This window comes from Streptomyces sp. NPDC018693, from assembly GCF_044391385.1.
Lineage (GTDB): Bacteria > Actinomycetota > Actinomycetes > Streptomycetales > Streptomycetaceae > Streptomyces.
This window is the reverse complement of record NZ_JBIRZZ010000001.1, coordinates 761,836-788,704: the sequence shown is the minus strand read 5'-3', so window position 1 is coordinate 788,704 and position 26,869 is coordinate 761,836. Positions and strand designations below refer to the sequence as shown.

General features: G+C 70.3%; 28 protein-coding genes and 1 tRNA gene. 2 read left to right on the top strand and 27 right to left on the bottom strand.

Translation table 11 applies throughout. The features are described from left to right. Nucleotides 1-114: 114 nt before the first annotated feature. The 9 genes from ACH5AC_RS03765 to ACH5AC_RS03725 form a co-directional block, all read right to left on the bottom strand. On the bottom strand, nucleotides 115-1,206 hold the full coding sequence (locus ACH5AC_RS03765; protein ID WP_398859958.1) for an LCP family protein: 1,092 nt from the start codon (nucleotides 1,204-1,206) through the stop codon (nucleotides 115-117). Nucleotides 1,207-1,359: 153 nt separating this feature from the next. Next, a complete protein-coding gene (locus ACH5AC_RS03760) occupies nucleotides 1,360-3,141 on the bottom strand; it encodes a trypsin-like serine protease (RefSeq protein ID WP_398859957.1) in 1,782 nt (593 codons plus the stop codon). Nucleotides 3,142-3,310: 169 nt separating this feature from the next. Next, nucleotides 3,311-5,332 carry a transcription termination factor Rho gene (rho, locus tag ACH5AC_RS03755; RefSeq protein WP_398859956.1) on the bottom strand — a complete coding sequence of 674 codons (2,022 nt, stop codon included), beginning with the start codon at nucleotides 5,330-5,332 and terminating at the stop codon, nucleotides 3,311-3,313. Nucleotides 5,333-5,745: 413 nt separating this feature from the next. Continuing rightward, the gene (thrB, locus tag ACH5AC_RS03750) at nucleotides 5,746-6,690 is read right to left on the bottom strand and encodes a homoserine kinase (protein WP_398859955.1); all 945 of its coding nucleotides are present in this window, start codon (nucleotides 6,688-6,690) and stop codon (nucleotides 5,746-5,748) included. 266 nt (nucleotides 6,691-6,956) lie between these two features. Then, on the bottom strand, nucleotides 6,957-8,015 hold the full coding sequence (thrC, locus tag ACH5AC_RS03745; RefSeq protein ID WP_398859954.1) for a threonine synthase: 1,059 nt from the start codon (nucleotides 8,013-8,015) through the stop codon (nucleotides 6,957-6,959). A 6-nt stretch (nucleotides 8,016-8,021) separates the two neighbouring features. Further along, nucleotides 8,022-9,314 carry a homoserine dehydrogenase gene (locus ACH5AC_RS03740; RefSeq protein ID WP_398859953.1) on the bottom strand — a complete coding sequence of 431 codons (1,293 nt, stop codon included), beginning with the start codon at nucleotides 9,312-9,314 and terminating at the stop codon, nucleotides 8,022-8,024. A gap of 145 nt (nucleotides 9,315-9,459) precedes the next feature. Beyond that, entirely contained in the window at nucleotides 9,460-10,860 is a 1,401-nt protein-coding gene (gene lysA / locus ACH5AC_RS03735; protein WP_398859952.1) for a diaminopimelate decarboxylase, read from the bottom strand. An 18-nt stretch (nucleotides 10,861-10,878) separates the two neighbouring features. Next, nucleotides 10,879-12,015 (bottom strand): ArgS-related anticodon-binding protein NrtL, encoded by a 1,137-nt coding sequence (gene nrtL / locus ACH5AC_RS03730; protein WP_398859950.1) that lies wholly within the window; start codon nucleotides 12,013-12,015, stop codon nucleotides 10,879-10,881. Nucleotides 12,016-12,165: 150 nt separating this feature from the next. Then, nucleotides 12,166-12,576, bottom strand: coding sequence for a response regulator (locus tag ACH5AC_RS03725; RefSeq protein WP_398859949.1), 411 nt, complete (start codon nucleotides 12,574-12,576; stop codon nucleotides 12,166-12,168). A gap of 196 nt (nucleotides 12,577-12,772) precedes the next feature. Here ACH5AC_RS03725 and ACH5AC_RS03720 point away from each other — a divergent pair. Next, a tRNA-Arg gene (locus ACH5AC_RS03720) sits at nucleotides 12,773-12,844 on the top strand. A 142-nt stretch (nucleotides 12,845-12,986) separates the two neighbouring features. On the opposite strand, the gene ACH5AC_RS03715 is transcribed toward ACH5AC_RS03720, so the two are convergent. The 16 genes from ACH5AC_RS03715 to ACH5AC_RS03640 all read right to left on the bottom strand — a co-directional run bounded on the left by ACH5AC_RS03715 (nucleotide 12,987) and on the right by ACH5AC_RS03640 (nucleotide 23,893). Continuing rightward, nucleotides 12,987-14,456, bottom strand: a complete 1,470-nt coding sequence (locus ACH5AC_RS03715; protein ID WP_398859948.1) for a tyrosine-type recombinase/integrase — start codon at nucleotides 14,454-14,456, stop codon at nucleotides 12,987-12,989. Beyond that, the gene (locus ACH5AC_RS03710) at nucleotides 14,453-14,644 is read right to left on the bottom strand and encodes a helix-turn-helix transcriptional regulator (protein WP_398860072.1); all 192 of its coding nucleotides are present in this window, start codon (nucleotides 14,642-14,644) and stop codon (nucleotides 14,453-14,455) included. Before ACH5AC_RS03710 ends, ACH5AC_RS03715 begins: the two co-directional genes overlap by 4 nt. Beyond that, entirely contained in the window at nucleotides 14,628-15,845 is a 1,218-nt protein-coding gene (locus tag ACH5AC_RS03705) for an AAA family ATPase (protein WP_398859947.1), read from the bottom strand. Before ACH5AC_RS03705 ends, ACH5AC_RS03710 begins: the two co-directional genes overlap by 17 nt. Further along, nucleotides 15,842-16,741 (bottom strand): bifunctional DNA primase/polymerase, encoded by a 900-nt coding sequence (locus ACH5AC_RS03700; protein ID WP_398859946.1) that lies wholly within the window; start codon nucleotides 16,739-16,741, stop codon nucleotides 15,842-15,844. The genes ACH5AC_RS03705 and ACH5AC_RS03700 overlap by 4 nt, the downstream gene beginning before the upstream one ends. 86 nt (nucleotides 16,742-16,827) lie before the next feature. After that, complete coding sequence (ssb, locus tag ACH5AC_RS03695; RefSeq protein ID WP_398859945.1) at nucleotides 16,828-17,307, bottom strand: single-stranded DNA-binding protein; 480 nt, start codon at nucleotides 17,305-17,307, stop codon at nucleotides 16,828-16,830. A gap of 5 nt (nucleotides 17,308-17,312) precedes the next feature. Further along, complete coding sequence (locus ACH5AC_RS03690; protein WP_398859944.1) at nucleotides 17,313-17,498, bottom strand: hypothetical protein; 186 nt, start codon at nucleotides 17,496-17,498, stop codon at nucleotides 17,313-17,315. A gap of 3 nt (nucleotides 17,499-17,501) precedes the next feature. Continuing rightward, nucleotides 17,502-17,648 (bottom strand): hypothetical protein, encoded by a 147-nt coding sequence (locus ACH5AC_RS03685; RefSeq protein ID WP_398859943.1) that lies wholly within the window; start codon nucleotides 17,646-17,648, stop codon nucleotides 17,502-17,504. A gap of 1 nt (nucleotide 17,649) precedes the next feature. Beyond that, nucleotides 17,650-18,258, bottom strand: coding sequence for a hypothetical protein (locus tag ACH5AC_RS03680; protein ID WP_398859942.1), 609 nt, complete (start codon nucleotides 18,256-18,258; stop codon nucleotides 17,650-17,652). A gap of 11 nt (nucleotides 18,259-18,269) precedes the next feature. Further along, nucleotides 18,270-18,458 carry a hypothetical protein gene (locus tag ACH5AC_RS03675; RefSeq protein WP_018087415.1) on the bottom strand — a complete coding sequence of 63 codons (189 nt, stop codon included), beginning with the start codon at nucleotides 18,456-18,458 and terminating at the stop codon, nucleotides 18,270-18,272. A gap of 35 nt (nucleotides 18,459-18,493) precedes the next feature. Next, a complete protein-coding gene (locus ACH5AC_RS03670; RefSeq protein WP_398859941.1) occupies nucleotides 18,494-18,745 on the bottom strand; it encodes a hypothetical protein in 252 nt (83 codons plus the stop codon). Nucleotides 18,746-18,886: 141 nt separating this feature from the next. Further along, nucleotides 18,887-21,142: a cell division protein FtsK gene (locus tag ACH5AC_RS03665; RefSeq protein ID WP_398859939.1), complete on the bottom strand. Its 2,256-nt coding sequence runs from the start codon at nucleotides 21,140-21,142 to the stop codon at nucleotides 18,887-18,889. A 142-nt stretch (nucleotides 21,143-21,284) separates the two neighbouring features. After that, complete coding sequence (locus ACH5AC_RS03660) at nucleotides 21,285-21,620, bottom strand: hypothetical protein (protein ID WP_398859938.1); 336 nt, start codon at nucleotides 21,618-21,620, stop codon at nucleotides 21,285-21,287. Then, nucleotides 21,617-22,267, bottom strand: a complete 651-nt coding sequence (locus tag ACH5AC_RS03655; RefSeq protein ID WP_398859937.1) for a GGDEF domain-containing protein — start codon at nucleotides 22,265-22,267, stop codon at nucleotides 21,617-21,619. The genes ACH5AC_RS03660 and ACH5AC_RS03655 overlap by 4 nt, the downstream gene beginning before the upstream one ends. Continuing rightward, nucleotides 22,264-23,274, bottom strand: coding sequence for a DUF2637 domain-containing protein (locus ACH5AC_RS03650; RefSeq protein ID WP_398859936.1), 1,011 nt, complete (start codon nucleotides 23,272-23,274; stop codon nucleotides 22,264-22,266). Before ACH5AC_RS03650 ends, ACH5AC_RS03655 begins: the two co-directional genes overlap by 4 nt. Beyond that, entirely contained in the window at nucleotides 23,271-23,603 is a 333-nt protein-coding gene (locus ACH5AC_RS03645; RefSeq protein WP_398859935.1) for a hypothetical protein, read from the bottom strand. Before ACH5AC_RS03645 ends, ACH5AC_RS03650 begins: the two co-directional genes overlap by 4 nt. Further along, entirely contained in the window at nucleotides 23,600-23,893 is a 294-nt protein-coding gene (locus tag ACH5AC_RS03640; protein ID WP_398859934.1) for a hypothetical protein, read from the bottom strand. The genes ACH5AC_RS03645 and ACH5AC_RS03640 overlap by 4 nt, the downstream gene beginning before the upstream one ends. 408 nt (nucleotides 23,894-24,301) lie before the next feature. Here ACH5AC_RS03640 and ACH5AC_RS03635 point away from each other — a divergent pair, with 408 nt between their 5' ends. Continuing rightward, nucleotides 24,302-24,697, top strand: a complete 396-nt coding sequence (locus tag ACH5AC_RS03635; protein WP_100109133.1) for a GntR family transcriptional regulator — start codon at nucleotides 24,302-24,304, stop codon at nucleotides 24,695-24,697. Between the two features lie 216 nt (nucleotides 24,698-24,913). Here the strand turns inward: ACH5AC_RS03635 and ACH5AC_RS03630 are convergent, their stop codons facing one another. After that, on the bottom strand, nucleotides 24,914-25,477 hold the full coding sequence (locus ACH5AC_RS03630) for a flavoprotein (protein ID WP_398859933.1): 564 nt from the start codon (nucleotides 25,475-25,477) through the stop codon (nucleotides 24,914-24,916). Further along, the gene (locus ACH5AC_RS03625; protein WP_398859932.1) at nucleotides 25,474-26,709 is read right to left on the bottom strand and encodes a helix-turn-helix domain-containing protein; all 1,236 of its coding nucleotides are present in this window, start codon (nucleotides 26,707-26,709) and stop codon (nucleotides 25,474-25,476) included. Before ACH5AC_RS03625 ends, ACH5AC_RS03630 begins: the two co-directional genes overlap by 4 nt. Nucleotides 26,710-26,869: the final 160 nt, after the last annotated feature.

Here is a 26,869-nt window from a genome sequence, read left to right as displayed (position 1 = left end):
AGGACTGGGGCCATCACCCCAAACCGGGGGTGGCGGTCGTCTATTCCCTGCGGGCCGGTGGGGGCTGGTCGCGCCCACGCGGCGGAGCCGCATATCGATACAGCACCGCGCCCCTCAGGGGGTGACCACGCCCTCTGCATCACCGGTGGCCGTTCCCTCGGTCGCCGTCCCGGGGATCGGACGGTCGTTCTTCAGCGCTGTCCAGACCTGCTTGGCCTTCGTCTGCTCCACGACTACACGATTCGGGTCGGCCGCGTCGTACCGCACCGGCATCGTGATCATCGTCATGTTCCTGGAGCCGATGTCCTTCAGGCCGTCCGCGAAGGACATCAGGGCGTGGACGGAGCCCAGGTCGGAGTCGGTGGTGACGGCCTTGGTGGCGGCGTCGGCGAGGTCGTAGAGCTTCTTGGGGTTGGTGAGGACGCCGATCTTTCCGGCCTGGTCGACGAGGGCCTTGAGGAACGCCTGCTGGAGCTGGATGCGGCCCAGGTCGGAGCCGTCGCCCACGGCGTGCCGGGTGCGGACCAGGCCGAGGGCCTGCTCACCGTTGAGGGTGTGGGTGCCGGCCTTGAGCCGGAGGTGGCTGTCGGGGTCGTCGATGTCCCTGGTCGTCGTGATCTTCACGCCGCCCAGTTCGTCGATCAGCTTCCGGAAGCCGGAGAAGTCGATCTCCAGGTAGTGGTCCATGCGGATCCCGGTGAGCGATTCGACGGTCTTGACCGCGCAGGCCGCGCCGCCCGTCGAGTACGCCGAGTTGAACATCACGCCGTGTGCGGCGGCGTGCGTGACGCCCTGCGGGTCGGTGCACCGGGGGCGGTCGACGAGGGTGTCGCGCGGGATGGAGACCACGCTCGCCTTCTTGTGGCCCTTGTACACGTGGATGATCATCGCGGTGTCGGAGCGGGCGCTGCCGTCGTCGGTGCCGCCGCCGAGCTTCCCGTTGGCGCCGGAGCGGGTGTCCGAGCCGAGCACGAGGATGTTCTCGGAGCCGTTGTCGAGCTTGGTGGGCCGGTCCGTGCCCAGCACCTGGTTGATGTCGACGCTCTTGATGTTGCCGTTGAGCTTGAAGTAGAGGTATCCGACGCCGGTGCCGCCGAGGACCAGGGCGCCCGCCGCGGCCCACGCCATGACCAGCAGGCTCCGCCGCTTCCCACGGGGCCTGCGGTGGCGGCGTATGCCGGACTCCGGCGTGCTCTCGGCACTCATGGGCTCCTCGGTTCTCTACGGCTCCATCATCGCTCCGACCGGTCAGAGGGGCCCACTCCGCAAGAGGTTGCACAGGCGGGACACAGGGAAGGGCCGCCCCCGGGGAAATCCGGGAACGGCCCTCGGTGCGTCCTGTCGGAGCGCGGTGCGCGGTCAGCCGAACAGGTTGAAGCCCTGCCAGCCCCAGCCCACCTTGACGCGCGTGCTGCCCGTGAACGGCGCCGAGGCCACACCGCGGCCGGGGTACAGCCACAGGTTGCCCGAGCCGTCCCGGGTGAGCAGGTCGGCCTTGCCGTCGCCGTTGACGTCACCGGTGGTGACGTAGGCGTTGAAGTTCCAGCCCCAGCCCGCCTTGATCCGGCTGCCCAGCGGCGTGCTCGCCACACCGCGGCCCGGGTACAGCCACAGGTCACCGTTGCCGTCCCGCGCCAGCAGGTCGGGCTTGCCGTCGTTGGTGTAGTCGCCCTTGCCGAAGATGGTCAGACCGCCCCAGCCCCAGCCGGCCTTGGTCCGGGTGCCGAAGAAACCGTTGCCCTTGCCGGGGTAGAGCCACAGATCGCCGTTGGCATCCTGGGCGAGCATGTCGGGCAGCCCGTCGCCGGAGAGGTCACCGGGGACCACGATGTTCTTCATCACGTTCCAGCCGCCGCCGATACGAGTCGTCTGGTAGCTTTCGACGCCGTCGAACCCGACGAAGTACAGGGAGCCGTCCGGGGTGCGGAACAGGTAGTCCTGGTAGAAGTCCCGGTCGAGGTCCGCCTGCCGGACGAGGTTGACGCCGCCCCAGTTGCCGAGCGACCGGCGGTCGCCCAGCGTGGCGCCGGGGCGGGCGTAGTACTCGAAGGCCTCGCCCGCGGACGTACGGGCGAACAGGTCCGCCAGTCCGTCGAAGTTGAGGTCGGTGTCGTCGATGCGCTCGTTGACCGCGCCCACGTAGGTCCGGGTCTTGGCGTAGACGCCGAACGCGCCCGCCTCCACGCAGTCCTCCACGCCCCACGACACCACACCGGCGATCCGACCGTTGACCACGAGCGGGCCACCGGAGTCACCGTTGCACGGCGAGACCGTACCGGTGTCCTGGCCGGAGGCCGGGTTGCCGGCGCAGGCCATCTGGCCGGCCTTGAAGTCGGAGCCGAAGTACGAGGTGCAGTACGAGTCCGACCGCATCGGCACGGTCGCCTTCTTCAGCGTCAGCGAGATGTCGTCGCTGGTGGAGCTGGTGCGCCCCCAGCCGTACACCGTCGCCGGGGTGCCGTTGTTGTACGAGACGGTGTCGGTGCTCGACGTCACCTGCAGCGTCTTGTACGGCAGCGGCTCCAGCAGCGTCAGTACCGCGAGGTCACCGCCGGCGACGGTGAAGTCGTTGTACGTCGGGTTGACCCACTGGCGGTACACGTTGACGACCCGGCCGCCGTGCAGGTCGTTGCCGTCCGGCAGCTGGCTGGTGCCGGCGAGGATGGCACCGTGCTTCGTCCAGTCCAGGCCGACCACGCAGTGCGCGGCGGTGAGGACCTTCGCCGGGGCGACCAGGGTGCCACCGCAGAAGTAGCCCTCGTCGTCGGCGGTGTCCGAGGTGCCCTTGTTGTCGTGGTAGTGCAGCTGCACCATCCACGGCGCCTCGGCGATGGTCGCGTCCGTACCGCCGATGATCTTCGGGTCGACGGTGGTGGACGCGGACGCCTCGGGGCTCTCGGTCTTGGACTCGGACGTCGGCGCGGTGGCGGCGTCGTCCTTCAGGGTGGCCTGCGCGCCCTGGACGCGGGCGAGCAGTTCGGCCTGCGAGGCGCCGGTCGGCTTCTCGGCGGCCTGCGGCGCCGGGAGCGGAGCCGTGTCGGCCGCTCCGGCCGGAGCGGCTGTGAGGACCGCGCTTCCCAGCGCGAGTGCGGCGGCGGCCGCGGGAAGAGCTCTGCGGGCTCTTCGGGAGGTAGATGTCACTCAGGATCTCCTGTCGCAGTAGGTGTGCACGCAGGAGAGAAGAACCAGAAAGCGTGTTCCCCCCCATTGCGATCCGCTGATCTTACAAGGCGCCTACATGGGCGAAGTCCCGCCCCTCACCGAGGTGAGGGGCGGGACTTCGGATCGCTGCGGAAGAGCGGAGGACGCCTCAGTCGCCGTTGCCCGGGGCCGGGGTCGTCTTCTGGATCTGCATCAGGAACTCGACGTTCGACTTGGTCTGCTTCATCTTGTCGAGGAGCAGCTCGATCGCCTGCTGCTGGTCGAGCGCGTGCAGCACCCGGCGCAGCTTCCAGACGATGCCGAGCTCCTCGGCGCCGAGCAGGATCTCCTCCTTACGGGTACCGGAGGCGTCCACATCGACGGCCGGGAAGATGCGCTTGTCCGCGAGCTTCCGGTCGAGCTTGAGCTCCATGTTGCCGGTGCCCTTGAACTCCTCGAAGATCACCTCGTCCATGCGGGACCCGGTGTCCACCAGGGCGGTGGCGAGGATGGTCAGCGAGCCGCCGTCCTCGATGTTGCGGGCCGCACCGAAGAAGCGCTTCGGCGGGTAGAGGGCCGTCGAGTCGACACCACCGGACAGGATGCGGCCGGAGGCCGGGGCGGCGAGGTTGTACGCGCGGCCCAGACGGGTGATCGAGTCGAGCAGCACGACCACGTCGTGGCCCAGCTCCACCAGGCGCTTGGCGCGCTCGATGGCCAGCTCGGCGACCGTGGTGTGGTCCTCGGCCGGGCGGTCGAAGGTCGAGGAGATGACCTCGCCCTTGACCGACCGCTGCATGTCGGTGACCTCTTCCGGACGCTCGTCGACGAGGACGACCATCAGGTGGCACTCGGGGTTGTTGTGGGTGATCGCGTTGGCGATCGCCTGCATGATCATGGTCTTGCCGGTCTTCGGCGGGGCCACGATCAGACCGCGCTGGCCCTTACCGATCGGCGACACGAGGTCGATGATGCGGGTGGTCAGCACGCCCGGGTCGGTCTCCAGGCGGAGCCGGTCCTGCGGGTACAGCGGCGTCAGCTTGTTGAACTCCGGGCGGCCACGGCCGTGTTCGGGCGCCATGCCGTTGACGGAGTCCAGGCGCACCAGCGCGTTGAACTTCTCGCGGCGCTCGCCCTCCTTGGGCTGCCGGACCGCACCGGTGACGTGGTCGCCCTTGCGCAGGCCGTTCTTGCGGACCTGGGCGAGGGAGACGTACACGTCGTTCGGGCCCGGCAGGTAGCCGGAGGTGCGGATGAACGCGTAGTTGTCGAGGATGTCCAGGATGCCCGCGACGGGGATCAGGACGTCGTCCTCGGCGATCTGCGGCTCGCTGCCCATCTCGTCGCGGCCACGGCGGCCACGGCGGTCGCGGTAGCGGCCGCGACGGCCACGGCGGCCGCCCTCGAAGTCGTCGTCGTCCTGCGGCCCGGCGTTACGGTCCTGGCGGCCGCCGCCCTGCTGCTGGCTCTGCTGACGCTGCTGGCCGCCCTGGCCCTGCTGCTCGTCGCCCTTGCCGCGGCGGTCGCGGTCGCGGCCGCGCTCCCGGCGGTCCCGGCGGCGGCCCTCGGCCTCGCCGTCGCCCTTGGCCTCGGCCTTCGCCTCGCCCTGCGGCTGCTGGGCGGCGGGCGTCTCGGCCTTCGGCTCGGTCCTGGCCTCGGCGGTGATGGTCTCGGTGGCGGTGCCCGCGGGGGCGCCCCCCTCGGCGGTGGCGCGGCGGCGGCCACGGCGCTCGGCGGGGGCGTCGGTGCCCGCCGGCTGGGGCTGCCCGGGGATCTCGATCTGCTGCTGGGCCACGGCCTTCTCGGCCGGCGCCTCGGCCGGCTTGGCCTCCGCCTTCTTCTCGGCGGCCGCCTCACCCGTACGGGTACGGGAGGTGGCGCGGCGCTTGGGCTTGGTCTCGGTGGCGGCGTCGGCCTGCGGAGCGGCGGTGGCGCCTCCCCCGGAGGGGGTGCCCCCAGCCGCCTGCGCCTCCTTGATGACCTCGATCAGCTGGCTCTTGCGCATACGCGCGGTGCCCCTGATTCCAAGGCCGGATGCGACCTGCTGCAGTTCGGCCAGCACCATGCCCTCGAGGCCGGTACCGCGGCGCCGCCGGGAGCCGGCACCGGTGGCAGGCGCGGAGGCGTCCGTGGCGGGCGCGGCAGCGGTCTCCTCGACACGTGCGCCCATCAGATCGGTGGTGTCGCTCACGAAGGGTCCTTCCCTGGAGCGGACGTCGGCCTGTCTGGCTCGGCGACCGGTTGTGCTGTCCGGATCCTGTCCTTGCTGTGCGGACGGAGCCGGGGCGGTGGTCCGCCAAAGCGGCGGAAGAGATTTCTGGTGATGGCGCTTCCTCGACGAGCCGTGGCACCCGGTGTCGGTGTCACGCGGCGCGGTCGCACCGATTCCGGAGCGTGCCCTGGGGACCGCTCAGCGCCGTTGTACGGCGTACTGCCCAGGTACGTCGTACGGAACGCAGTGCGGCTCGGGGAGCTCCCGGAAGAATGTCTGTCCCGGAGGGGGACACGAGGCACCTCGCCATGGTGGGGTCGGGTGCAGACTTGAGGTTAACACTACCGGATCCAACAAACATTCCCCCTCTCGAAATCCGGCAACCGTGCGTATCAGATGTCGCCGGAGGGTGTGTCACCTGCGGGTGCGAGCGGAAGCACGCTCGCACCCCGCTGGTCCAGGCTCAGCCGGTTGGCGGCCCAGTCCGCGCCGGCCAGGGCCTGCACCTTGTCGGCCGACTCGGCGTCGGCCAGGGCCATCACGGTGGGTCCGGCGCCGGAGATCACCGCGGGGATCCCGTCGGCGCGCAGCCGCTCCACCAGCGCCGCGCTCTCCGGCATGGCGGGGGCGCGGTACTCCTGGTGGAGGCGGTCCTCGGTGGCGGGCAGCAGCAGCTCGGGGCGCCTGGTCAGGGCCTCGACGAGCAGGGCGGCGCGGCCCGCGTTGGCGGCGGCGTCGACGTGCGGCACGGTGCGCGGGAGCAGTCCGCGCGCGGTCTCGGTCAGAACCGGCTTTCCGGGCACGAAAACCACCGGAACGATGGAATCGGCGGGCTCCATCCTGATCGCCCGCGCGGCGCCCGCCTCCATCCAGGAGAGGGTGAATCCGCCGAGCAGACAGGCCGCCACGTTGTCGGGGTGGCCCTCGATCTCGGTGGCCAGCTCCAGCAGCGCGGCGTCGTCGAGCTTGGACTCGCCGCCTATGGTCACGGCGCGCGCGGCGACGATGCCCGCGCAGATGGCGGCCGAGGAGGAGCCGAGGCCCCGGCCGTGCGGAATGCGGTTGGCGCAGACGATCTCCAGGCCGCGGGGCTGGCCGCCCAGCGCGTCGAAGGCGGTGCGCAGGGAGCGGACGAGGAGGTGCTTCTCGTCGCGCGGCAGTGTCTCGCTGCCCTCGCCCGCGATGTCGATGTGCAGCCCGGAGTCGGCCACCCGGACGACCACGTCGTCGTAGAGCCCCAGCGCGAGGCCGAGGGCGTCGAAGCCCGGGCCGAGGTTGGCGCTGGTGGCGGGGACGCGCACCCGGACGGCGGCGGCGCGGAACGCTGGACCGGCCATCGCTCGTTGACTCTCCTTGAGCTGCGGAACTGTCGAATGACATCCGATACGTACGGGAAACACCCGGGGCCGCCCCGAGACGGCGCTGTACAGCGGCAGATGCGAGCGCGCGAGCGAGGCATATGCGGCGGGCGGGTTCTTTACAGCCTATCGAAGGTAGGTTCTGTGGCGACATAGGGCGCACAGGAGGCGCACGATGCGTGTCGTAAGCCCCCTGTGCACCCCTTATGGGGATTACCCGGGTCTCGGGTCTTCCCGGACTGCCCTCAGGCGAGGCCGAGGCGCTCGGCCGCCGTCGCCGCGTCGACCGGGACGGTGACCGGCTGCGGGGCGCCGGCGACGGCCCAGTCGGGGTCCTTCAGGCCGTTGCCGGTGACCGTGCAGACGATGCGCTGGCCGGGGTCGACCTTGCCCTGCTCGGCGGCCTTGAGCAGGCCGGCCACGGACGCGGCGGAGGCGGGCTCCACGAAGACGCCCTCCTGCGCGGCCAACAGCCGGTAGGCGCGCAGGATCTCACGGTCCGTCACCTCGTCGATGAGGCCGCCGGACTCGTCGCGCGCCGCCAGGGCGTACTGCCAGGAGGCGGGGTTGCCGATGCGGATCGCGGTGGCGATGGTCGACGGGTCCTTGACGACCTCGCCCCGCACGATCGGGGCACTGCCGGACGCCTGGAAACCCCACATTCGGGGGGTCTTGGTGGACACGCCGTCGGCGGCGTACTCCCTGTACCCCCGCCAGTACGCGGTGATGTTGCCCGCGTTGCCGACCGGCAGGACGTGGATGTCGGGCGCGTCGCCGAGCATGTCCACGATCTCGAACGAGGCGGTCTTCTGCCCCTCGATACGTACCGGATTGACCGAATTGACCAGTGCCACCGGGTAGTTCTCGCTCAGCCCGCGGGCGAGGGTCAGACAGTCGTCGAAGTTGCCGTCGACCTGGAGGATCTTCGCGCCGTGGACGAGTGCCTGACCCATCTTGCCGAGGGCGATCTTGCCCTGCGGCACGAGGACGGCGGACACCATGCCGGCGCGCACCGCGTACGCGGCGGCGGAGGCGGACGTGTTGCCCGTGGAGGCGCAGATGACGGCCTTCGCGCCCTCCTCCTTCGCCTTGCTGATGGCCATGGTCATGCCGCGGTCCTTGAAGGACCCGGTGGGGTTCGCGCCCTCCACCTTGAGGTGGACCTCGCAGCCCGTGCGCTCGGAGAGCACCTGCGCGGGCACGAGCGGCGTGCCGCCCTCGCGGAGCGTCACGACCGGCGTGGTGTCGGAGACGGGCAGCCGGTCCCGGTACTCCTCGATGATTCCGCGCCACTGGTGGGTCATTGCTGCCTACTCTCCTTCAACCCGCATGATGCTGGCGACACCCCGCACGGTGTCGAGCTTGCGCAGCGCCTCGACGGTCCCGCCCAGGGCGGCGTCGGAGGCCCGGTGGGTGACGACGACGAGGGACGCCTCGCCGTCCTTGCCCTGCTGCCGAACCGTATCGATCGAGACCCCGTGCTCCGCGAACACGGTGGCCACCTGGGCGAGAACACCCGGTTTGTCGGCGACGTCCAGGCTGATGTGGTAGCGCGTGACGACGTCGCCCATGGGCGAGACGGTCAGCGCCGCGTACGCCGACTCGCCGGGCCCGGTGGCGTTGCTGAGCCGGTTGCGGCAGACCGCGACGAGATCGCCGAGGACCGCGGAGGCGGTGGGCGCGCCGCCGGCGCCGGGGCCGTAGAACATCAGCTGGCCGGCTGCGTCCGACTCGACGAACACGGCGTTGTACGCCCCGCGCACGGAGGCGAGCGGGTGCGTGAGCGGAATCATGGCCGGGTGCACGCGCGCGGTGACCGACCGGCCGTCCTCGGCCCGCTCGCAGATGGCGAGCAGCTTGATGGTGCAGCCCATCTCCTTGGCGGAGGCGAAGTCGGCCGCGGTCACCTCGGTCATGCCCTCGCGGTAGACGTCGTCGAGGCGCACACGCGTGTGGAAGGCGATCCCGGCGAGGATGGCCGCCTTGGCGGCGGCGTCGAAGCCCTCGACGTCGGCGGTGGGGTCGGCCTCCGCGTACCCCAGGGCGGTGGCCTCGTCGAGGGCCTCCTGGTATCCGGCGCCCGTGGAGTCCATCTTGTCGAGGATGAAGTTGGTCGTGCCGTTGACGATGCCCATCACCCGGTTGATCTTGTCGCCGGCGAGGGACTCGCGCAGCGGGCGGATCAGCGGGATGGCTCCGGCCACGGCGGCCTCGTAGTAGAGGTCCTTGTTGTGCTCTTCCGCGGCGGCGTGCAGGGCGGCCCCGTCCTGGGCGAGCAGGGCCTTGTTGGCGGAGACGACGGAGGCGCCGTGCTCGAAGGCGGTGGTGATGAGGGTCCGGGCAGGCTCGATCCCACCGATCACCTCCACCACGACGTCGATGTCGCCGCGTTTGACGAGGGCGGTGGCGTCGGTGGTGACCAGCGCCGGGTCGATGCCCTCACGGACCTTGGAAGGCCGCCGTACGGCCACACCCGCGAGCTCGACCGGGGCGCCGATCCTGGCGGCGAGGTCGTCGGCGTGCGTCGTCATGATGCGCGCCACCTCTGAGCCGACCACTCCACAGCCCAGCAGCGCCACCTTCAGCGGACGCGTACGCATCATCCGACCTCGTTTCCTCATACCGTCTAGGTTGAACCAGTCTCACCCACCGGACCGGAGTTTCTGCCCTCGGTCCGGATCGTGAGACGTCTATTTCATTTTCGCAGGGGCGGTGAACAGGAGATCTTCCGCGCTTCCCGGGTCGGGCTCAGCCGACGTCGAGACGCAGCAGGTCCTCCTCCGTCTCGCGGCGGACGATCACCCGCGCCTCGCCGTCGCGCACGGCGACGACCGGCGGGCGCAGCACATGGTTGTAGTTGCTCGCCATGGACCGGCAGTACGCACCCGTCGCCGGTACGGCGATGAGGTCACCCGGTGCCAGGTCGGCGGGCAGGAACGCGTCCCGTACGACGATGTCACCGCTCTCGCAGTGCTTGCCGACGACACGGGTCAGCATCGGCTCGGCGTCGGAGGTGCGGGAGACGAGGGCGACGCTGTACTCGGCGTCGTAGAGGGCCGTGCGGATGTTGTCGGACATGCCGCCGTCGACGGAGACGTACGTCCGCAGCCCGTCGAGGGGCTTGATCGTGCCGACCTCGTAGAGGGTGAACGCGGTGGGGCCCACGATGGCGCGCCCCGGCTCGACGGAGATACGCGGCGTGCGCAGGCGTGCGGCCTCGCACTCCCGCGTGACGATCTCGGTGAGTGCCTTGGCGATCTCGTGCGGCTCGCGGGGGTCGTCGGCGCTGGTGTACGCGATACCGAGACCGCCCCCGAGGTCGATCTCGGGCAGCTCCACGCCGTGCTCGTCGCGGATGTCCTTGAGCAGCCCGACCACGCGGTGGGCGGCGACCTCGAAGCCGGACATGTCGAAGATCTGCGACCCGATGTGGGAGTGGATCCCGATCAGCTCGATCCCGTCGAGCCGCAGCGCCCGCCGAACGGCCTCGGCGGCCTGCCCGCCCGCGAGCGGAATGCCGAACTTCTGGTCCTCGTGGGCGGTCGCGATGAACTCGTGCGTGTGCGCCTCGACGCCGACGGTGATCCGGATCTGGACCTTCTGGACCCTGCCCAGCTCGTGCGCGATGTGGGCGACGCGGACGATCTCCTGGAAGGAGTCCAGCACGATCCGCCCGACGCCGGCCTCGACGGCCCGGCGGATCTCCTCGGGGGACTTGTTGTTCCCGTGGAAGGCGATGCGGTCGGCGGGCATGCCGGCGGAGAGGGCGGTGGTCAGCTCGCCGCCCGAGCAGACGTCGAGGTTGAGCCCCTCCTCGTGCAGCCACCGCACGACGGCTCGCGACAGGAACGCCTTGCCCGCGTAGAAGACGTCCGCGTCCTGGCCGAAGGCGGTGCGCCAGGCGCGGGCGCGGGCGCGGAAGTCGGTCTCGTCGAGGACGTAGGCCGGGGTGCCGAACTCCTCGGCGAGCTGCTTGACGTCGATCCCGCCGACGGTGACGACACCGTCGGCACCGCGGTCGACCGTCTGCGCCCAGACCTTCGGGTCGAGGGCGTTGAGGTCGGCCGGCGGGGCTGTGCTTGCTACGGAGCGCCCCTCCGGGAGCACGTCGGCGTGACGGGGCCCGGCGGGGTGTGCGGAACGGCTCATGACTTCTGGCGTGCTCTCTCAGAGGTGGTCGGGTGCGTCGATGCCGAGCAGGGACAGGCCGCCGGCCAGCACCGTCCCGGCGGCTTCGGCGAGGGCGAGCCGGGCACGGTGGGCGGCCGAGGGTTTCTCCGCACCGCGGGGCAGGACGGTGGGGAGGAAGGCGAGGGTGCCGTCGGCGAGGGCGAGGAGGTGGCGGGTGAGGCGGGAGGGGGCGGCGGGGTCGGGGACGGGGGCCGCGAGGGAGGTGCCGGTGCCTGTTCCTGTGCCCGTTCTTGTTTCTGATTCTGTTCCTGTGGCGTCCGCGGGTCGGGGGTGGGTGACGGCGGAGGCGAGGAGGCGGGGGTGGTCGGCGAGGAGGGTGAGGAGAGGGGTGGCGTCGGGGCCGATGGCGGCTGGAGCCATGGGACCGTCGTCGGCGGCGGCTGCCTGGTCGGCTGCGGCGGCTTCGGGGCCGTAGTGGGCGCTGAAGCCGAGGTCGGCGGCGTTGCGGCTGATGGCGCGGGTGCGGGCGTGGGCGTAGCGGACGCGGAAGAGGGGGTTGCTCTCGTGCTGGACCAGGTGGTCGGCGGTGATCCGGGGCCGGTCGTGCGGGGCGGGGTGGAGCAGGGCCCACTGGGAGGCGTCGGGGCCGAGCGGGGCGGGGTCCTCCGGTGCCGGCACGGGCCGCAGGTTCACCGGTTCCCGGTGATCGATCTCGACGCGGCCGCCCTGCGACTCGATCATGCGGGCGAGGGCGTCGGCGAGGACCTCGGCGCGTACGTCGTGGGGGACGCGGATCTCGATGACCTGCCCGGCGAGGCGGTCGGAGTGCCCGTGGCGCGGCCCGTCCCGAAGCACCCCGCGCACCAGCTCGGCACCGGCGCCCCGGTCGAGGCTGATGTTCAGGAAACCGGGCCCGGTGATCTCGACGCCGGCGACACCGTGCGCACGGGACAGATACGGCCGGAGCACCTCGGCGACCCGCAGCGGCGGCTGTCCGGCGGGCCGGGCGAGCTGGAGGGCCACATTGGTGGCGTAGTCCCCGCATCCCCCGGGCCCCGGCGGTGTGACGGACACCCGCGACGGCAGCGCCGGCGCCTCCACACGCAGCTCACCGGCGTCGACGGCACGCCGGACGGCGTGCAGCACGCTGCGGGAGAGCTCGACGGGGGTCACGGGACAAGCGTATGGGAGGAGGGGGGTGGGAAGGCGAGTCCGTTTACCGGAGGTCCCGCGATGTGGACGACGGCAAGGGCGCCGGTGAGGACGACGTGAATGACTGGACCGTGAATGACAGGACACGGACACGGACGCCCCCGCCGCCCCTCACCCCTCGACCGCCAGCCGCCCCGGCCCGCTGCCCTCCCCAAGCACGGACCCCCGCTTCCCGCGCGACCGCTCCATCAACCTGCGGACCATGTCGACGAGTTCGGCGGGCTCGAAGGGCTTGGGGAGGAAGGCGTCGACGCCGACCTCCAGGCCGGCCTCGATCTCGTACTGGGTGCAGGCGCTGATGATGGCGAGCGGGAGATCACGGGTCCGGGGGTCCGACCGCAGCCGGGCGGCGGTCCGCAGCCCGTCCAGGCGGGGCATCACCACATCGAGGGTGACGAGATCGGGCCGAACCTGATGCACGACGTCCAGACACTCGGCACCATCGGCCGCGGTCACGACCTCGAGACCCTCCAGCTCGAGATTGACCCTGATCAGCTGGCGGATGACCTTGTTGTCGTCCACGACAAGCACCCGCCCCGACGCGCCTGGCACAACTCGAGAGTAGGTCCGCACCGGCCACCGCGTCCGGGTTTTCCCCACTTCCACCCCCTGCAGACGACCTCGCCTCCCCCACCCCCCGGAAACCCGTTCCTGACCACCCCGGCAGAGCTGGTAGTGTTCTACCCGTCGCCGCGAGCAACAAGCTCCACACCGACACGCCCCCGTAGCTCAGGGGATAGAGCAACGGCCTCCGGAGCCGTGTGCGCAGGTTCGAATCCTGCCGGGGGCACTCGCCGGTCAGAGACCCAAAACCACCTTCTGACCAGGGCGGATGCCGACAGAAAAGGGCGGGAGTCAGTCTCACTGACTCCCGCCCTTTCTCGCTGTCTCTCACGGTTCGCGTGTGAGGAGCGTGTGAGCCACACGCGGGCTCACGCGCTCTCTGGCCCCCACCCCATGGTCTTTTCGATCTTCTTGTTGTTCTCCTCCTCGCTGTCGTCGATGACGCCCGCGTAGCGGCGGTGGATGACCTCCGGGGAGTTGCCGGCGCGCCGGGCCACCTCGGCTACCGGGAGGCCTGCGCGGAGCCAGTTCGTGATGCAGGTGGCCCGGAGGTGGTACGGCTTCCGGGCCAAGGGCGAGTCCACCTTGTCCGGCGGGAGCGCCAGCGGTCTGGCTTCCTGCCACACCCTCCAGTAACTGGACGTGCCGAGCAGGTCCCCCCGTTCGTTGGGGAAGAGTCGCCCGTCTTTGGCGGTGCCGAACTCCTTCAGGTGTGCTCGGAGCATCGCCACAAGCACGGGCGGAATCGGTACCGGCCGGTCTGTGCCAGGCTCCCGTGACTTCAGGCCCCGCTTGTCGTGCCGCTCACCCGAGTCGGTCCATTTCTTGCCTGAGATCGGGCGTGTCTCCCAGAGAGTGAGGGTCCCCCATCCTTTTTCAGGGAGATGGCAGTCAGACAATCGGAGTCCGACCACTTCGGCCGGGCGCATCGCCGCGTACAGGATGCAGCCGAAGAACGCGACAAGGCGCCGCCCCCGGTTGCGGTGCACCGAGCCGACGTACGAGACGGCCGTAAGGAGCTGCCTTCCCTGCAACTCATTGACCAGGACCCGCGGATCCACGGCATCGCCCCCATTAGAGGTGGGCCGCTTCACTCCGGCCAGCGGATTCCTTTCTAGGTATCCCTCCTGAATCGCGTACTCCATGGCCGTGTTGAATCCGCGACGGCGACGCTTGTACGTATCCGCTGCCGCTGCTTTGCCATCCAGCTTGAAGGACAGTCGGTAGTGGACGTCACGCACAACCTTGGAGTCATGGAGAGCCGACAGGGGAAGAGAGTGGCTCGCCAGCCACGCACAGACCTTCTCCAGCTCCGGCGGGGGTTCTTCATCCTTGTGAGCCGGTACGACGGCCCACCGTACGGCGCGCCGTACGTCCTCAAGCTCCGGCGCCCCGGGGCTTTCCCCCATCATGCCGAGAGCTGCGGTAGCGAGACTGTCCGCCAGCCCCTCACGCGTCTTCGCCGCGGCAGTGCGCCAACGCATTGCCATGTACTCGCGAGAGAAGTCCCACCATGAGGGGTCCGGCTTGGTACTCGCCTTCTCTACTGCTGCCCGAAGCTCCGATTCGGGCAGCCCAGTTTCCACGTCGAAGGCTTCGCCCTTACGCATGGCCCGCCAGAGCTCCGAACGGCGGCTCTCTGCAAGCGCGGACGTCGTGAAAGTCGCATGGCGGACTTTCCCAGCGACCACCCAACGGAGTTGGTAAGGCGCCGTCTTGCTGGAAATCTTGCTGACTTTCCAGATACGGACGTCGGTGGAAAGCGTGGGTTCTTCAGGCCCGGCCGGGCGCTCGCCTTCACGAGCGCCCGGAGTTGCGCCACTCTTGCGATTGGTCACGCGGCTTCCTCCAGAGCTGCAATCCAGCGCTCCAGTTCCGAGCGGCGGATTCGTACGGCGCCGTTCGGGAGCTTGATTGCTTTCGGGCCTTTCCTCTGCTGTCGCCAGCGGTAGAAGGTCGACAGCGGTACGCCGATTTCCTCAATCACCTGAGGGATCGTGAGCATCTCGTCACGCTCCACGGTCAGTTCCCTCCGAGTTCTCGCCAGCGGGACGGGAGTCGGACAGCTGGGACAATCCCGATTCCGGCTGTCCCACCTGTTCGTGCAGGTCAGAAGGGGTATTGGGACAGTCGGACAGCTGGGACACCTCGGGCGTGCCCTGTGTCCGGGTCTCGGTGTCCGGGTAGTACCGACCCCCGGCGTCCTTGGTCAGTTGCCCGTCCGCGGCCATGCGCGAGCAGGTACGACGGACGTTCTCGGCATCGAGGTGCGGCAGCGCGGCCACGATGTCCTTGGGCCGGGCGCCGGGGTGGGCACGGACGTGCCGGAGGATGGACGCGCGGGTGTCGCCGATGGTGTGGTCGGTCACCGGGCCATCGAGCATCTGCCAGGCACCGGAGGCGGCTTGGAACTGAAGCGCGTACTCGGCTTCGTCGACGTCGCGCCCGGTGACGTGCAGGATGCCGTCCGCCTGCCCGCGCGCCCGCTTGAGCACGAGCGTGGCGTCTGCGGCTCCGGCGATGCCGTTGGTGCCGGACACCTCGGTCAGAAAGTCGTCCGATCCTGCCTTGCGGACGTGGTGGACGAGCACCACGGCGATGCCGTAGTGGTCGGCGATCCGCTTGGCGTAGCCGACGGCGACGTAATCCGCGTCGTAGGCGGACACGCCCTGCGGGGCGAGGCCGCGCATCTTGGCGAACACGTCGATGACGACCATGCGGGCGGCCGGGTTGCGGTCCAGCCATCCGGCGATGGCGTCGCTTCCGCCCTGTGGGAAGGGCGGACACTCGGTGACCAGGGTCAGCCCGGCCGGCGCCGCTTGCCCTCCCAGCATCTTGCCCATGCGGGTCTGGAGACGGCGCGGGGTGTCCTCCAGGGCGAGGTAGAGCACCGGACCGCCGTCGACCGGCAGCGAATCGAACGCATGGCCCCCGGAGGCGACCGCAAGAGCCAGACCGAGGGACAGCCACGACTTGCCCACCTTGGGCGGACCGGCGAGCAGGTTCACACCCTCGGCGAGGATGCCGGGAACGGCCCACTTCGGCTCCGGGAAGTCCGCGGCCATGAGCTGATCCGCGGTCCACGCGGTGCGCGGACGCTCTCGCTTCGGTTGCTCCTGAGGGGTCGCCTCGGGGTCGCTGGGCACGGAGTACAGGTGCAGCGGGGGGATGGGGTTGCGGCTCTTGCCGTTCTCGTCTGAAGGCGGGGGAACGGGGTTGCTGTTCATGCCGCGACCTTCCGAGGGCGGTTGGCTCCGGCACGCAGGCCGGACGCGATGGTGCGGCGTGCCTCGCGCTCGCCCTGGCCGACGCTGAGCGCTGCGTCGGTGAGCTTCTCGGTCACCTCGTACGCGTCCAGCTCTCCCCCGGCGACCAGCTGACCGAGAGCAACCGAGGCGATGTAGAGCGCGTTGTTGTGCTGGTGCTCGCCGGAACCGGTGACCCGCGCCAACTCGCCGTTGACCGCGGCGTTCAGGAACTTGCCGCGCCGGTCGCTGGCCGTGAGCGGGACCGTGACCGGTCGCTGCGGGGGCAGCGGCGCCGGGCGTAGCAGTTCGGCGAGCCAGCCCGGCAGCGGGGCCACGGGGGCGTTGCGAGCCACCGTGTAGGGCTCTCCGGCGAAGGTGCTGCCCGCGCCGACGACGAGTCCGCCGACGGCGCGGGTGTCGACCTTCCAGCCGAGCCCGCGCGCGCTGTCCCCGGCGGTGTTGCGCAGCGGCTCGCCCTGGGGTGCGGCGAAGTACAGGTGCGTGCCGCCGCTCCAGGTGCGGACCGAGTACGTGTCGGCGGGGAAGGGCTGGCTGTGGCGCTCGCAGAGCAGGGCGAGCACGTCGGCGCCGTCGGTGACGCCGTGCTCGGCCCATTCGGCCGGCGGGGTGTCGTCCGAGCCCTTGGGGGTGTCGAGGTCGACGACGATGAGCCCGGAGGGGCCGGTGGCGATGCCGACGTTGTAGGGGGCGTGCGTCCAGCACCGGGTGATGCGCTCATGGTCGGTGGTGGCGCGGGTCTCCCAGTTGCGGACGGCGGGGCGCTTGGCGCCGGGGATGAGGGGGAAGACGTGCCAGCCGCGCGACGCAGCGTCAAGCGCGGCGCTGAGCTGGGCAGAGCCGTCCAGTTGAGGCATGCTGGGGGTTCTCCTGTTCTGTCGAAGGGACAAGGGAGCCGGGGCGGGCGCGGTCTTGTGGTGAGAGGCGCCCGCCCCGGGCGTGTCTAGAACGGGGGTTCGTCGCTGAACCCGGAACCGGGGCCCTTAGCGGCTCCGGCCGCGGCGGGGGCGGCGGTACTCCACGCGTCGGTGGCCGGGCCGGAGGCGGTGCCGTTGCGCTGGACGCGTTCGACCTTGGCCGTGGCGAAGCGGAGCGAGGGGCCGATGTCGTCGACTTCCAGCGCGAGCATGGAACGGTTCTCGCCCTGCTCGTTCTGCCAGTTGTGCTGACGCAGACGGCCGGTGACGACCACGCGCGTGCCCTTGGTCAGGCTCTCGGCGACGTGGTTGGCCAGGTCGCGCCATGCGGTGCAGCGCAGGAACATCGCGGTGCCGTCGCGCCACTGGCCGGTGGCCTTGTCGTAGGTGCGCGGGGTGGAGGCGACGGAGAACCGGGCGATGGCGTCGCCCCCGGTGGTGAAGCGCAGTTCGGGGTCTGCGGCGAGGTTGCCGACGATGGTGATGGGGGTCTCTCCCACGGACATGTGGATCACTCGCTTTCGGTGTGGATGGGGTTGGTGCTGGAGTCGCGGTGGTCGGCGGTGAAGTACAGCCGGGTGCGCTTGCCGTCGCGGGTCGGGTACTGGCGGGCCGGGTCGGTGTCGAACGCGGTGGCCAGAGCGGTGCTGACGCGGTCGGCGTCGTCCGGCGTGCAGATGATGCGGATCTCGAACACGGCTCAGTCCGTCTCGGCGGCCATGTCGTCGACCTGCATGAGCAGGTCTCCGAGGTGGCGGCGGGTGAGGTCGCGGCTGTAGGTCTCGGGCAATCCGTCGTTGTCCCAGCGCAGTTCGACGGTGACGATCTCGTCCGGGTCGATGTCCACGTCATTGCTCCTTGCTCGTGTCGAGGGCGGGCAGCTCGGGCAGTCCCGCGCGTTCCAGGGCGGTGGGGTCGAAGCCGGGGAGCGCGGCGCGGGTGACGAGTGCCTGCGCGAGTTGTTCGGCGTAGGCGGCGCCGGTGCGGGCCACCTCGATCTGTGTTGTGCCGCGGATGGTCTCGACACGCTCGATGTGGGCGCGTTCCTCGCGCCGGTCGCTCATGTGCCGCTCGTAGGCGACGCGCTCGCGCCGGTCGGTGCGCCAGTAGCGCGCGGCGAGCCCGTAGGCGACGGCGGTGGCCAGCGCCCACAGCAGCAGCGGCAGTGACCATCCGTCGGCGTATCCGGCGACCCCGGCGAGGGCGAGCCCGCCGGAGGCGGCGAACGCGGTCCCGGCGAGCACGGGGTCTCCGGCGCGGCCGACGCTCGCGCACGCGCCGGCCGCCGCGGCAGCGAGAGACAGGGCGGTCATGAGCACGGCGTTGCCGACGGAGTGTTCGGCGCCGTTGGCGTTCCAGATCCGGGCCAGCGCGAGCACGGTCGTGGTGGCGATGGCGGGCGCGGCCTTGGGCGCGGCGGCGGCGAGCCAGTGCCGGGCGACGATGGGTTCGTTCACGGCCGTACTCCTCACAGGTCCGGGAGCGCGTTGACGATGGCGCTCATGAGCTGGTTGACGGTGTCGGCGGCTCCGGTGGAGGCGAGGTAGAAGCCGAACATCACGGCCACGAACGCGCTGCCGGGGCCGAGGGTCTTGGAGCGCAGCAGCATGAAGAGCACGAAGCCGAAGAGCAGGGCGAGGGAGATGGTCACGGCCATGCCGCAACCTCCTTTCTGCGGGGTGGGGTTGGGGGTCAGCGGGTGCCTGCGCGGTAGGTGCGGGCGGCGCGGTTGTAGAGCCAGCGGCCGACGCGTATCCGCTTGCCGTGGCCCTTGCAGCGGCGGCAGTTCTTGCCGCGCTTGGGCCGTCCCTTGCGGTCGGTGGTCATGGCGAAGCCGAAGCCGTTGCACTTGCGGCAGGTGCCGAACGGGCTCGCCGCACACACCGATGCGTAACCGAGCGTGACGAACAGCAGGAGTGCGATAGCGAGCAGGATCGGGGTCACGAGAGCCCTCCCAGGACAGGTTTCGGGGGTTTCCGCAGATGGGGCCCTATCGGCTAGCGTGCTGATCAGGGCCCGTATGGGGCGCTAGCGGGACCTCTAGCGCTAGAGGGTCTGGCCCCTAGCGCTAGAGGCCCCTCGGAGTCAGCCCGCGTCCCGGTTTCGGTCACGCTCCGCAATCGCCGTGACGATGTGGGCGCGCTCGAACCCGGTCCGGTTGACGGTCTTGCCGTTGATCCGCCGGGCCACCTGCCCGGTGGTCACGCCGTACGGCTTGAGCGCGGTGGTGAGCTGCCGCGCCTTGTCGGCCGGGGCCATCTCGCCCCACGGCCCGTACTTCTCCGGCCGCAGTTCGGCGAGCCGGTCGACGGTGACGTCGTTCCACGGCTTGGCCTCATCCGCCGGGACGACGGCGAGGATGTCCTCAAGCAGCGGATCGACCGCCTCGCGCCGCTCCGGGGTCTCGCCTGCGGCGATGCCGCGCAGCGTGCCCGCGTCGATGCGTGCCTTGCGGGCGCGTTCGCAGATGGCGTCCGCGGCCGGGTTGTCGAGGTAGTAGCCGCGTACGATCTGCGGGTCGTCGGCGGCGCCGACCAGGTAGCCGATGCCCTTGTCGGACTTGGTGAACGACGTGGCGCGGATGCCGTTGCGGTACATCGATGTGCCAAGGATCATGTCGTTCTCGATCTGGCCCATGACCCGCAGGCAGAACCGCGTGCCCACGTTCGCGCTGATGGCGGGCGGGAGCGAGTCCTTGTCGGGGCGCTGCGTGGCCAGCAGCAGGATCACCCCGAGCGCCCGGCCGCGCTTGATGATGGCCGTGCACAGCGCCCCGGCTTCCTTGCCGTACTTGTCGTGGCTGAACAGCTCCTGGCACTCGTCAATGGCCAGCACGAGCGGGTGCAGCCCGAGGGAGCGGTTCGCGGCCAGGGACGGGATGACCTTGTTCTCCGGGCACTTGTCCTTGGGCAGGGAGCTGATGACCTTGGCGCGGCGCTCCAGGTCCTTGTAGACGTAGCGGATCGAATCCAGCGTGGCGGCGCACGTGTCGTCGTCCGGGCCGGAGCCGTAGTCGGCCGCCACCTTCTTCAGCGGGTCCAGGTCGCCGGTGCCCTTCAACTCCCAGATCAGCAGCTCAGCCGTCACGTCCAGCGCCGCGGCGAGCAGCGGCGTACGCAGGCTGAACGTCTTGCCCATGCCGGGCATGGCGCCGATCAGGACGTTGTCGTACATCAGCGTCAGGTCGACGTTCCGGCCGCGCTGGTCAGTGCCGAACGGCAGCGGCTTGAACAGCGACGCCGCACCCGACTTGGCCAGCGGCCAGGCGGGGGCGGGCACCTTGTTCAGCGCCCTGTCCCCGACCCACAGCATCATGCGGCCGGCGTGCTCATCCGCCACCGGCTCCGGCCACACGCACCCCAGCGGGCGGCGCAGGCCAGAGGCGAGCTTCTCGCGCCGGTCGAGGATGTCCGGCACGGTCACGCCGTAGGGCAGGTCGACGTCCGCGCGCCAGCCGGGGCCGTCGCGGGTGATCGGGGCGGGGAACTTGATGCCCTCCCCGCCCTTGGCGAGCGCCTTGTTGATCTCGGCAATGCCCAGCGCCCCAAGGGCCCGTTCCACGATGCCGCTCGTCAGCCGCTCGACTTCGGTCGTGACGACCGCACGGGAGATGACGGGCTTGTCGGACGGCGCCCCGAGGAAGCCGAACCCGGCCGTCAGCAGGGCCAGCGCCAGGACCTCAAGCCAGGTCGGGGCGAGCACGAACAGCACGATGGCCAGCACCGGACCGAGGATCATTCCGAGCAGCATCACGATGCCGCGCAGCTTGACCCGGTTGTCTCGCTGCCGGGACAGCTTCAGGTACTCCTCGACGTTCTCGCGCCGCGCGGCGACCTGCCGCAGCGGCTCGCCCTCGGTGTCGGCGACCCAGCGCATGGCGCCGCCGACGAACTTCGCGACCCCGGCCGGGGCCTGGAAGGCGAGCCGGAGGGAGTACCAGGGCAGGCGCACCGCGTGGAAGGCGGTGGTGTGCCAGGCGTAGCCACCCAGCCAGCCCAGCGCGGTGACGAACTCCGGCTTGGACTTCGCCCACGCCGGGATCACCTCGCGCCGCTGACCCGACCGGAGTCGGTCCATCAGGCCCGGACCGGCCGGGGCCGGACCGTCGACCATGACGGTCGACTTGCCGTCGGTGTCGTCGTCGACCGAGTCGGCCGACCGGTCGGCGCTCGGGTCGGCCGACTCGGTCGGCCGGGAGTCGGCAGTCGAGTCGGGGGCGGGGCCGGTCGACTCGCCGCGTGCCGATCGGGCCTTGTTCAGGTCGACTACCTCGGCGCCGGAGTCGGCGGCCATCTCGGCTTCGAGTCGGTGGAACAGTTCGTTGTCGTCGGGGTGGTTCACTGAGGTTCCTTCCACTTTCGGGTGTGAGGGAGAGCGGGCCCGGCCGTCGCTGTAGGAGGTGGGAGGCCGGGCCCGTGTAGCGATGCTGAGCGCCGTACGCGGCAGGAGAGGACCGGAATCCGGTCTCTAGAACGCGCGTGCGCTACAGGTCGAACAGGCCGCACTGATCCGTAGAGGCCGCGGGCAGCCGCTTACGGGCGAGCCGAGCCGCGGCGCCGCGGCAGTCGGGGCACCACGCGCGCAGCTCGCTCGCCGGGAGGCGGGCGGCGGCGACGTCGGTGGCGAGCGGGTCGACCGGCGCGGCCATCAGCCGTACCCGGCGCCCGTGCTTGCTCGTGTAGTGGTCGTGCTCGTGCTGGCACCGGCCGTCGCCCTTGGCGTGCGCGTTGCCGCACTCGCCCTCGCACTGGCAGCGGTAGTCGGCCGCCTCCATCACCGCGGTGAACACGGCGGCGCCGACGATGGGCTGTGACTTCACGCCGCCACCCCCACTACGGGCGAGTCTTGGCGGGCGCCGATCCGGCCGGCGCGGCGGCCGGTGACGGTGGCGAACAGCCAGCCCAGCCCCGCGCGGCGGGTACCGGCGCGAGCCTGCTTGGCCGCATACATCGCCTCATCTGCGCGCCGGAGCAGCCCGGACAGGTCATCGACGGGAAAGTCCGCGGCGCGCACCCAGCCGAGCGAGACCGTGGTACGGACGGCCGGGTCTTGGCCGTCGACCGGCCGGGCGAGCACGCCATGCAGCACGGCGAGCAGGTCCCCGGCGGTCCCGTGGTCGTCGATGAGGACGGCGGCGAACTCATCGCCCCCAAGCCGTCCGGCGACCCCGGAACGGCCGACGTGGTGGGCGAGCCGGTCGGCGGTTGCCTTCAACAGCGCGTCCCCGGCCGCGTGCCCGTGGGTGTCGTTGATGTGCTTGAACTTGTCCACGTCGGCCAGCACGACGACCGCGCGCGGGTCCTTGAGCAGGGCCGTGGCGCGGCGGGTGAAGCCGTCGCGGGTGCGTAACCCGGTGAGCGGGTCACGCCGGGCGGTGTTGAGGCAGCCTCGCAACCACCACACATGGGCGGCCCACCCCGCGGCGAGGGGCATCGCGGGCAGCAGGGCTGTGGCCAGGGTGTTCACGCTGCCACCCCCTCGGCTCCGTCCCCGGACGCGTCGTCGTCGGGAGCGCCCACGGGGTGCAGGGCGCGGCCGTCGGACCGTTCGGCGAGCAGGGCGTCACGCACCTGCCGGGCGGGGCCGGAGCCGCAGTGCAGTTCCTTGCGCAGCGCCTCGGCGTTGATCTGGCTGTCCTTCCAGTCGGCCGTGATCGTGCGCGCCTCGGCGAGCAGTTCGGCCGTCGTGCGTTGCGCCGTCTTGGCCTTGCCGGTCGTCGACCGCTTGCGCGGCGACTTCGGAGCCTCGCGCTTCGGCTTCTCGGGAGCCTGCTCCGGCTTCGGCTCCGGGTTGACCGGTGCGCCGTTGTCGGCGGGGGCCAGCTCGCCCGTGCGCAGCATCACGCGCTCGCGCCGCGGCGTCTTCCAACGCCACTTCCAGCCGTACCGCTCGTGCAGGTCCGCGCGGGCCAACAGCCGCTCACGCTCGCAGGCAAGCGCCCGGCTGTAGGAGGTGACCTCCCACAGCGTCATGCGCCGCCACAGCGCGAACGTCGACAGCGGGGCCAGGAACCAGCGAGAGAAACGGATCTTTTCCATGCGGCGACCGGTGGCGGCGCCGATCCGGACGGCGTAGATGTGCGCGCCGATCTCAGAGAACACCACCCACAGCAGCGGCATCGTGCCGTGCGCCACCTTCGCCCACACATCATGTCCGGCCGCGACGTTCAGCCCGCACGTGACCAGAGTGAGCGCCCAGGGCACGAACCGAACCCACGCAAGCGCCATGTCCATCCGGATCAACAGCAGGTTGGCCACGGTGAACACCGGAATGGCCACGTCGATACCGACCGGCAGCATCCACGGCTCACCGAAACCCCAGCGGACAGCGGCAGCCGACACAGCGTCGAACGAGGAGATGAGTCCCAGTGCGCCGACCCCGGCGGCGGCCAGCGCCCCGAGTCCGGCAAGGCCCATCTCCGGGTGGGTCAGCGGCGGCACAGCCGGACGCGCGTTGGTCTGCTCGGTCGTCATGCCGCACCCCCGACCGGTACCGGGGTGCAGACGTCGCCGTAGCCGACCAGTTCCAGTTCCGCGCCGGCGTGGGCGGTGAGCGTGCGCAGGACACCCGTGCGGCCATCGCACTGCACGGAGAAGTCCACGGCGTCCGGCGCGATGCCCAGCGCCTCGCGCCAGACCTCGAAGCCGTGCAAACCGTCGCGGTGAAGCGCCAGCTCCAACCGGTTCGGGTAGATCGGCGAGACGTTCACAGTCGGCGCGGGCAGGTGCCCGAAGTCCGCGGCCAGCAGCCGCAGCACCCGCAGCGGCGCGGACAGGCCGTCCATCGTGAGCAACTCGCTCATGCCGCCGCTCCCTTCCGGGAGGGCCGACGGCGCCCGGCCGGACGGGTCAGCGGGACAACGTTGAACAGCTCCGGGGCGTACGCCTCGATCACCTCGGCGGCGATGCGGGCCACGTCGTCCGGGAGCTCCGGGTTGTCGGCGAGGATGTCGCGCGCCGCGTCCAGCCGGGCGGCGCGCTCTTCCTCGGTCTCGCCCTCCTCCCCCAGCCACAGTTCCGGCGGGATGCCCAGGGCCAGTTCGATGAAGTCGTTGGCGGAGACGGCCTGATGGCCGCCGATGTAGGCACGCATGCAGCGCTCCTGATGTCGAAGGGACAGAGGGATGCCGGGCGGTCGTGGCCTGGTGGTGAGAGGCGACCGCCCGGAGAGCAGGCAGTGAAGTGCGTTCCGGCTCCCCCTCGGCGCTGCTCGTACGAGACGAGCAACGGAGGCAACCGGCTGCAGCGCAGGTGCATGACGCTGCGGAGGGGTTGGAGTCGCGCGGTCTTGCATCCGCGCGGCCGTCACTTCGGGGGAGACGGCTCAGAGGCCCACTTATGTGCGCCTGTGACCAGGCGTTTCTCAAAGACCAGCCGCTTCCTTCAGGCCCGTTTCACGGGGCCCTCCGGGCGTGAGTTCAGATTGACTTATGTCAATCTCGCTGTCAAGGAGGTCCGACGGGAAAGCCGAGATTGACTTAGTCCGGCTACTCTCGAACCCATGGAGCACAGCTCAGAAGCGCCCAGGCAGGCGCCCACGGCCAAGGACATCGCTGCGGACTTCCGAGCGAAGATCACAGGCCCGAAGCCCGAGTACGAACCGGGAGATCGACTCCCCGCGGCTCGCACTCTCGCCAAGCAACTTGGCGTGCAGCTCCTGACCGTTCAGAGCGCGTACGGCCAACTCCGCGACGAGGGGTTGGTCCTCACCCAGCAAGGCCGCGGGACGTTCGTCCGAGACCCCTCGATGCCGCTCGGCACCGAGCCGGGCAGTAGCCCCGCCTTCACTGCACTGGCCGCAGAGCTCAGCTCGATTCATGACGCTCTTCGTCTGCTCGGTGAGCGACTCGACCGCCTTGAACAGCTTGTCGGTGACGGGACTCCACCCTCGCCGTGAGTTCGTCCGCACGCCGCAGCAGTCGTTCAACCGTGGCGCGCGCCTCGCTCAAACTTGCTTCGATCAAGGCAAGTTCCGTGGGAGTCAACCCTCCCAACTCCCCGCTTTGCTCATTGATCCCTGACATGGCAATGAGCATGCGGCCGGAAATGGAAGAGGACCCGGACAGACTGTCCGGGTCCTCTTTCCTTGCAGGTCAGGCAGGTTGACGACTCGTCATCGAGTGGCTTCCTCCACGGCGTCCAGCACTGCGGCCCATGGGAGTTCGCGCCCCGCCGGCGCCTCCCTCGGCTCATACAGCGGCCAGACGTGCGGGCCGTAGACGACGTGCACTCCCCCAGCACGCAGAGCCTCGATGTGCCCTTGCCACGCGGGATGGCGCGCGTGCGCCGCGTTCACCCGTGGGAAGACGACGACTGGCAGACCAAGCGTGCCGATAGCCTCGCCAACCTGGGTCAGTGCCTGATTGTCCATCACGCCAGTCGCGAGCTTTGCGACCATGTTGGCGGACGCAGGAGCGACCACGTAGCAGTCAACTGGCGGATGCGGCCGGGCCTCACCAGGCAGGCGCGGTTCGTCACGTACGGGTAGGCCGGTGAGCTTCTCCAGCCGCTCAACCTCCCCGCTCATCCGCAGCCACTGACCTGCGGTCGGCGTCAGCGTGACGGCAACCTGCCATCCGCGGTCCATCGCGGGTTCGACGAGACCGGTACGCAATGCCTCTACGCCCCCGGCCGCCGACCCGACGACCCCGAGAACCCCGCGCTTGCCTGAACTCACTGCACCGCCCTGCACCGTTGCGCCATCACGAACACCTCGGACGAACGCGAACCGCCGGTCACGGGAGACTGCTTGATCAGGTCCCGCAGCGTCTCGCGCACCCTCGGATTGTTGCGTACGAGCTGCGGCGACGTGCGCTCAGCCGTACGCAGCTCGGCAAATGCCTCGTCTCCCTGGCCGGCGAGCGACAGAGCCCGCGCATAGTCGATGCGGTGGGAGACGCTGCGCTCCTGCGGCATGTGGTCGACGTTGATCCGGCCGTGCTCCACCACGTACGAGACGTTGTCGAGGTCCAGCTCAACGGACAGGCGATGGAGCAGGACGTTCGTCGGCCCGAATCCGGTCTGCCAGTAGTTCTCATCCGACCCGAGGTCGTCCGCGAGCGCTTCGGCACGGTCCAACAGCCCCGTGGCGGTGGGCCGGTCCTGATGCCGCGCCGCCGCGACTGCGGCACGCAGGTGGATCATCCCGAGCAAGCTGAGCGCGGCCGGGTCGTTCTCTGTCACCTGGGACGACAGCCACCTTGCCGCCGTGTTGCCCAGTTCGAGAGCGTCGTCGTAACGCCCGTTGGCAAGCAGAGCATGCGTGCCGGATCGGGCCGCGGAGGCCAGCACGAGCGGGTCGTCCGACTCGTCAGCGGCTCGCATCGCGCGCTCGGCGGCGAGCCATGAAATGTCGGACTCACCGATCTTCGCGAGCGTCGTAGCGGCGAGATGGTGCGTACGGGCCGACACCGCCCAACAATCGCTACGATCGTCGCCGCGACGCGCCGCACGATCCTCCAACTCCTGCGCGGTCTGAAGCAGCGCAGGAAGAGCGGCGATGACACTGCCGAGCCGTCCGCCCTGGTAGTCATTCCATGCCTGCTCCACCCGTACGGCCACTGGGGCGGGTGTCGGCAGCTGCGTCTCAGCCTCGGGACCGAAGAGCAGACGCGAGAGGCGGCGCGGGGTCATGAGGGCGTCGCGTACGGCGGGGACGTCGTCCTGTTGGCGCTCGTCTTCCATGAGGACGGTCTGCCCGAGCAGGTCCCCGAGGGGCACGCGCAGGATGCGCGACAGCTCCGCGAGCATGTCGATACGGGGCGGCTTCCGGCGCCCGGTCTCAATCTTCGCCAGCCAGTCAGTGCTACGACCGACCAGACCGGCCAGCACCTCTTGCGTGTAGCCACGGCGCTTCCGGTAGAACGCGATGCGCTCGCCGATGCTGAGGTGATCTCCAAGACCACGCATGGAGTGCTGCCTCCTGCTACTGGTAGGGGCGACCTTAACGGTACCGATGTATGGCGCTGCGGAACATGTGAGGCGAACGGCTAGGCGCCACAGACAAGGGTGGGACAGGACCCGTGAGCCATGCCGGACAAAGTGTCCGGGTGCCGCTCTTTCCGGCCGG

Bases quoted from the DNA above. Each gene is read 5' to 3' on its own strand.
- ACH5AC_RS03700 (WP_398859946.1), bottom strand. From the start codon at position 16,741: ATGCCTCAACTGGACGGCTCTGCCCAGCTCAGCGCCGCGCTTGACGCT.
- ACH5AC_RS03635 (WP_100109133.1), top strand. From the start codon at position 24,302: ATGGAGCACAGCTCAGAAGCGCCCAGGCAGGCGCCCACGGCCAAGGAC.
- ACH5AC_RS03645 (WP_398859935.1), bottom strand. From the start codon at position 23,603: ATGAGCGAGTTGCTCACGATGGACGGCCTGTCCGCGCCGCTGCGGGTG.
- ACH5AC_RS03625 (WP_398859932.1), bottom strand. From the start codon at position 26,709: ATGCGTGGTCTTGGAGATCACCTCAGCATCGGCGAGCGCATCGCGTTC.
- ACH5AC_RS03640 (WP_398859934.1), bottom strand. From the start codon at position 23,893: ATGCGTGCCTACATCGGCGGCCATCAGGCCGTCTCCGCCAACGACTTC.
- lysA (WP_398859952.1), bottom strand. From the start codon at position 10,860: ATGAGCCGTTCCGCACACCCCGCCGGGCCCCGTCACGCCGACGTGCTC.
- ACH5AC_RS03705 (WP_398859947.1), bottom strand. From the start codon at position 15,845: ATGAACAGCAACCCCGTTCCCCCGCCTTCAGACGAGAACGGCAAGAGC.
- ssb (WP_398859945.1), bottom strand. From the start codon at position 17,307: ATGTCCGTGGGAGAGACCCCCATCACCATCGTCGGCAACCTCGCCGCA.
- ACH5AC_RS03650 (WP_398859936.1), bottom strand. From the start codon at position 23,274: ATGACGACCGAGCAGACCAACGCGCGTCCGGCTGTGCCGCCGCTGACC.
- ACH5AC_RS03740 (WP_398859953.1), bottom strand. From the start codon at position 9,314: ATGATGCGTACGCGTCCGCTGAAGGTGGCGCTGCTGGGCTGTGGAGTG.
- thrB (WP_398859955.1), bottom strand. From the start codon at position 6,690: ATGGCCGGTCCAGCGTTCCGCGCCGCCGCCGTCCGGGTGCGCGTCCCC.
- ACH5AC_RS03675 (WP_018087415.1), bottom strand. From the start codon at position 18,458: ATGGCCGTGACCATCTCCCTCGCCCTGCTCTTCGGCTTCGTGCTCTTC.
- ACH5AC_RS03765 (WP_398859958.1), bottom strand. From the start codon at position 1,206: ATGAGTGCCGAGAGCACGCCGGAGTCCGGCATACGCCGCCACCGCAGG.
- thrC (WP_398859954.1), bottom strand. From the start codon at position 8,015: ATGACCCACCAGTGGCGCGGAATCATCGAGGAGTACCGGGACCGGCTG.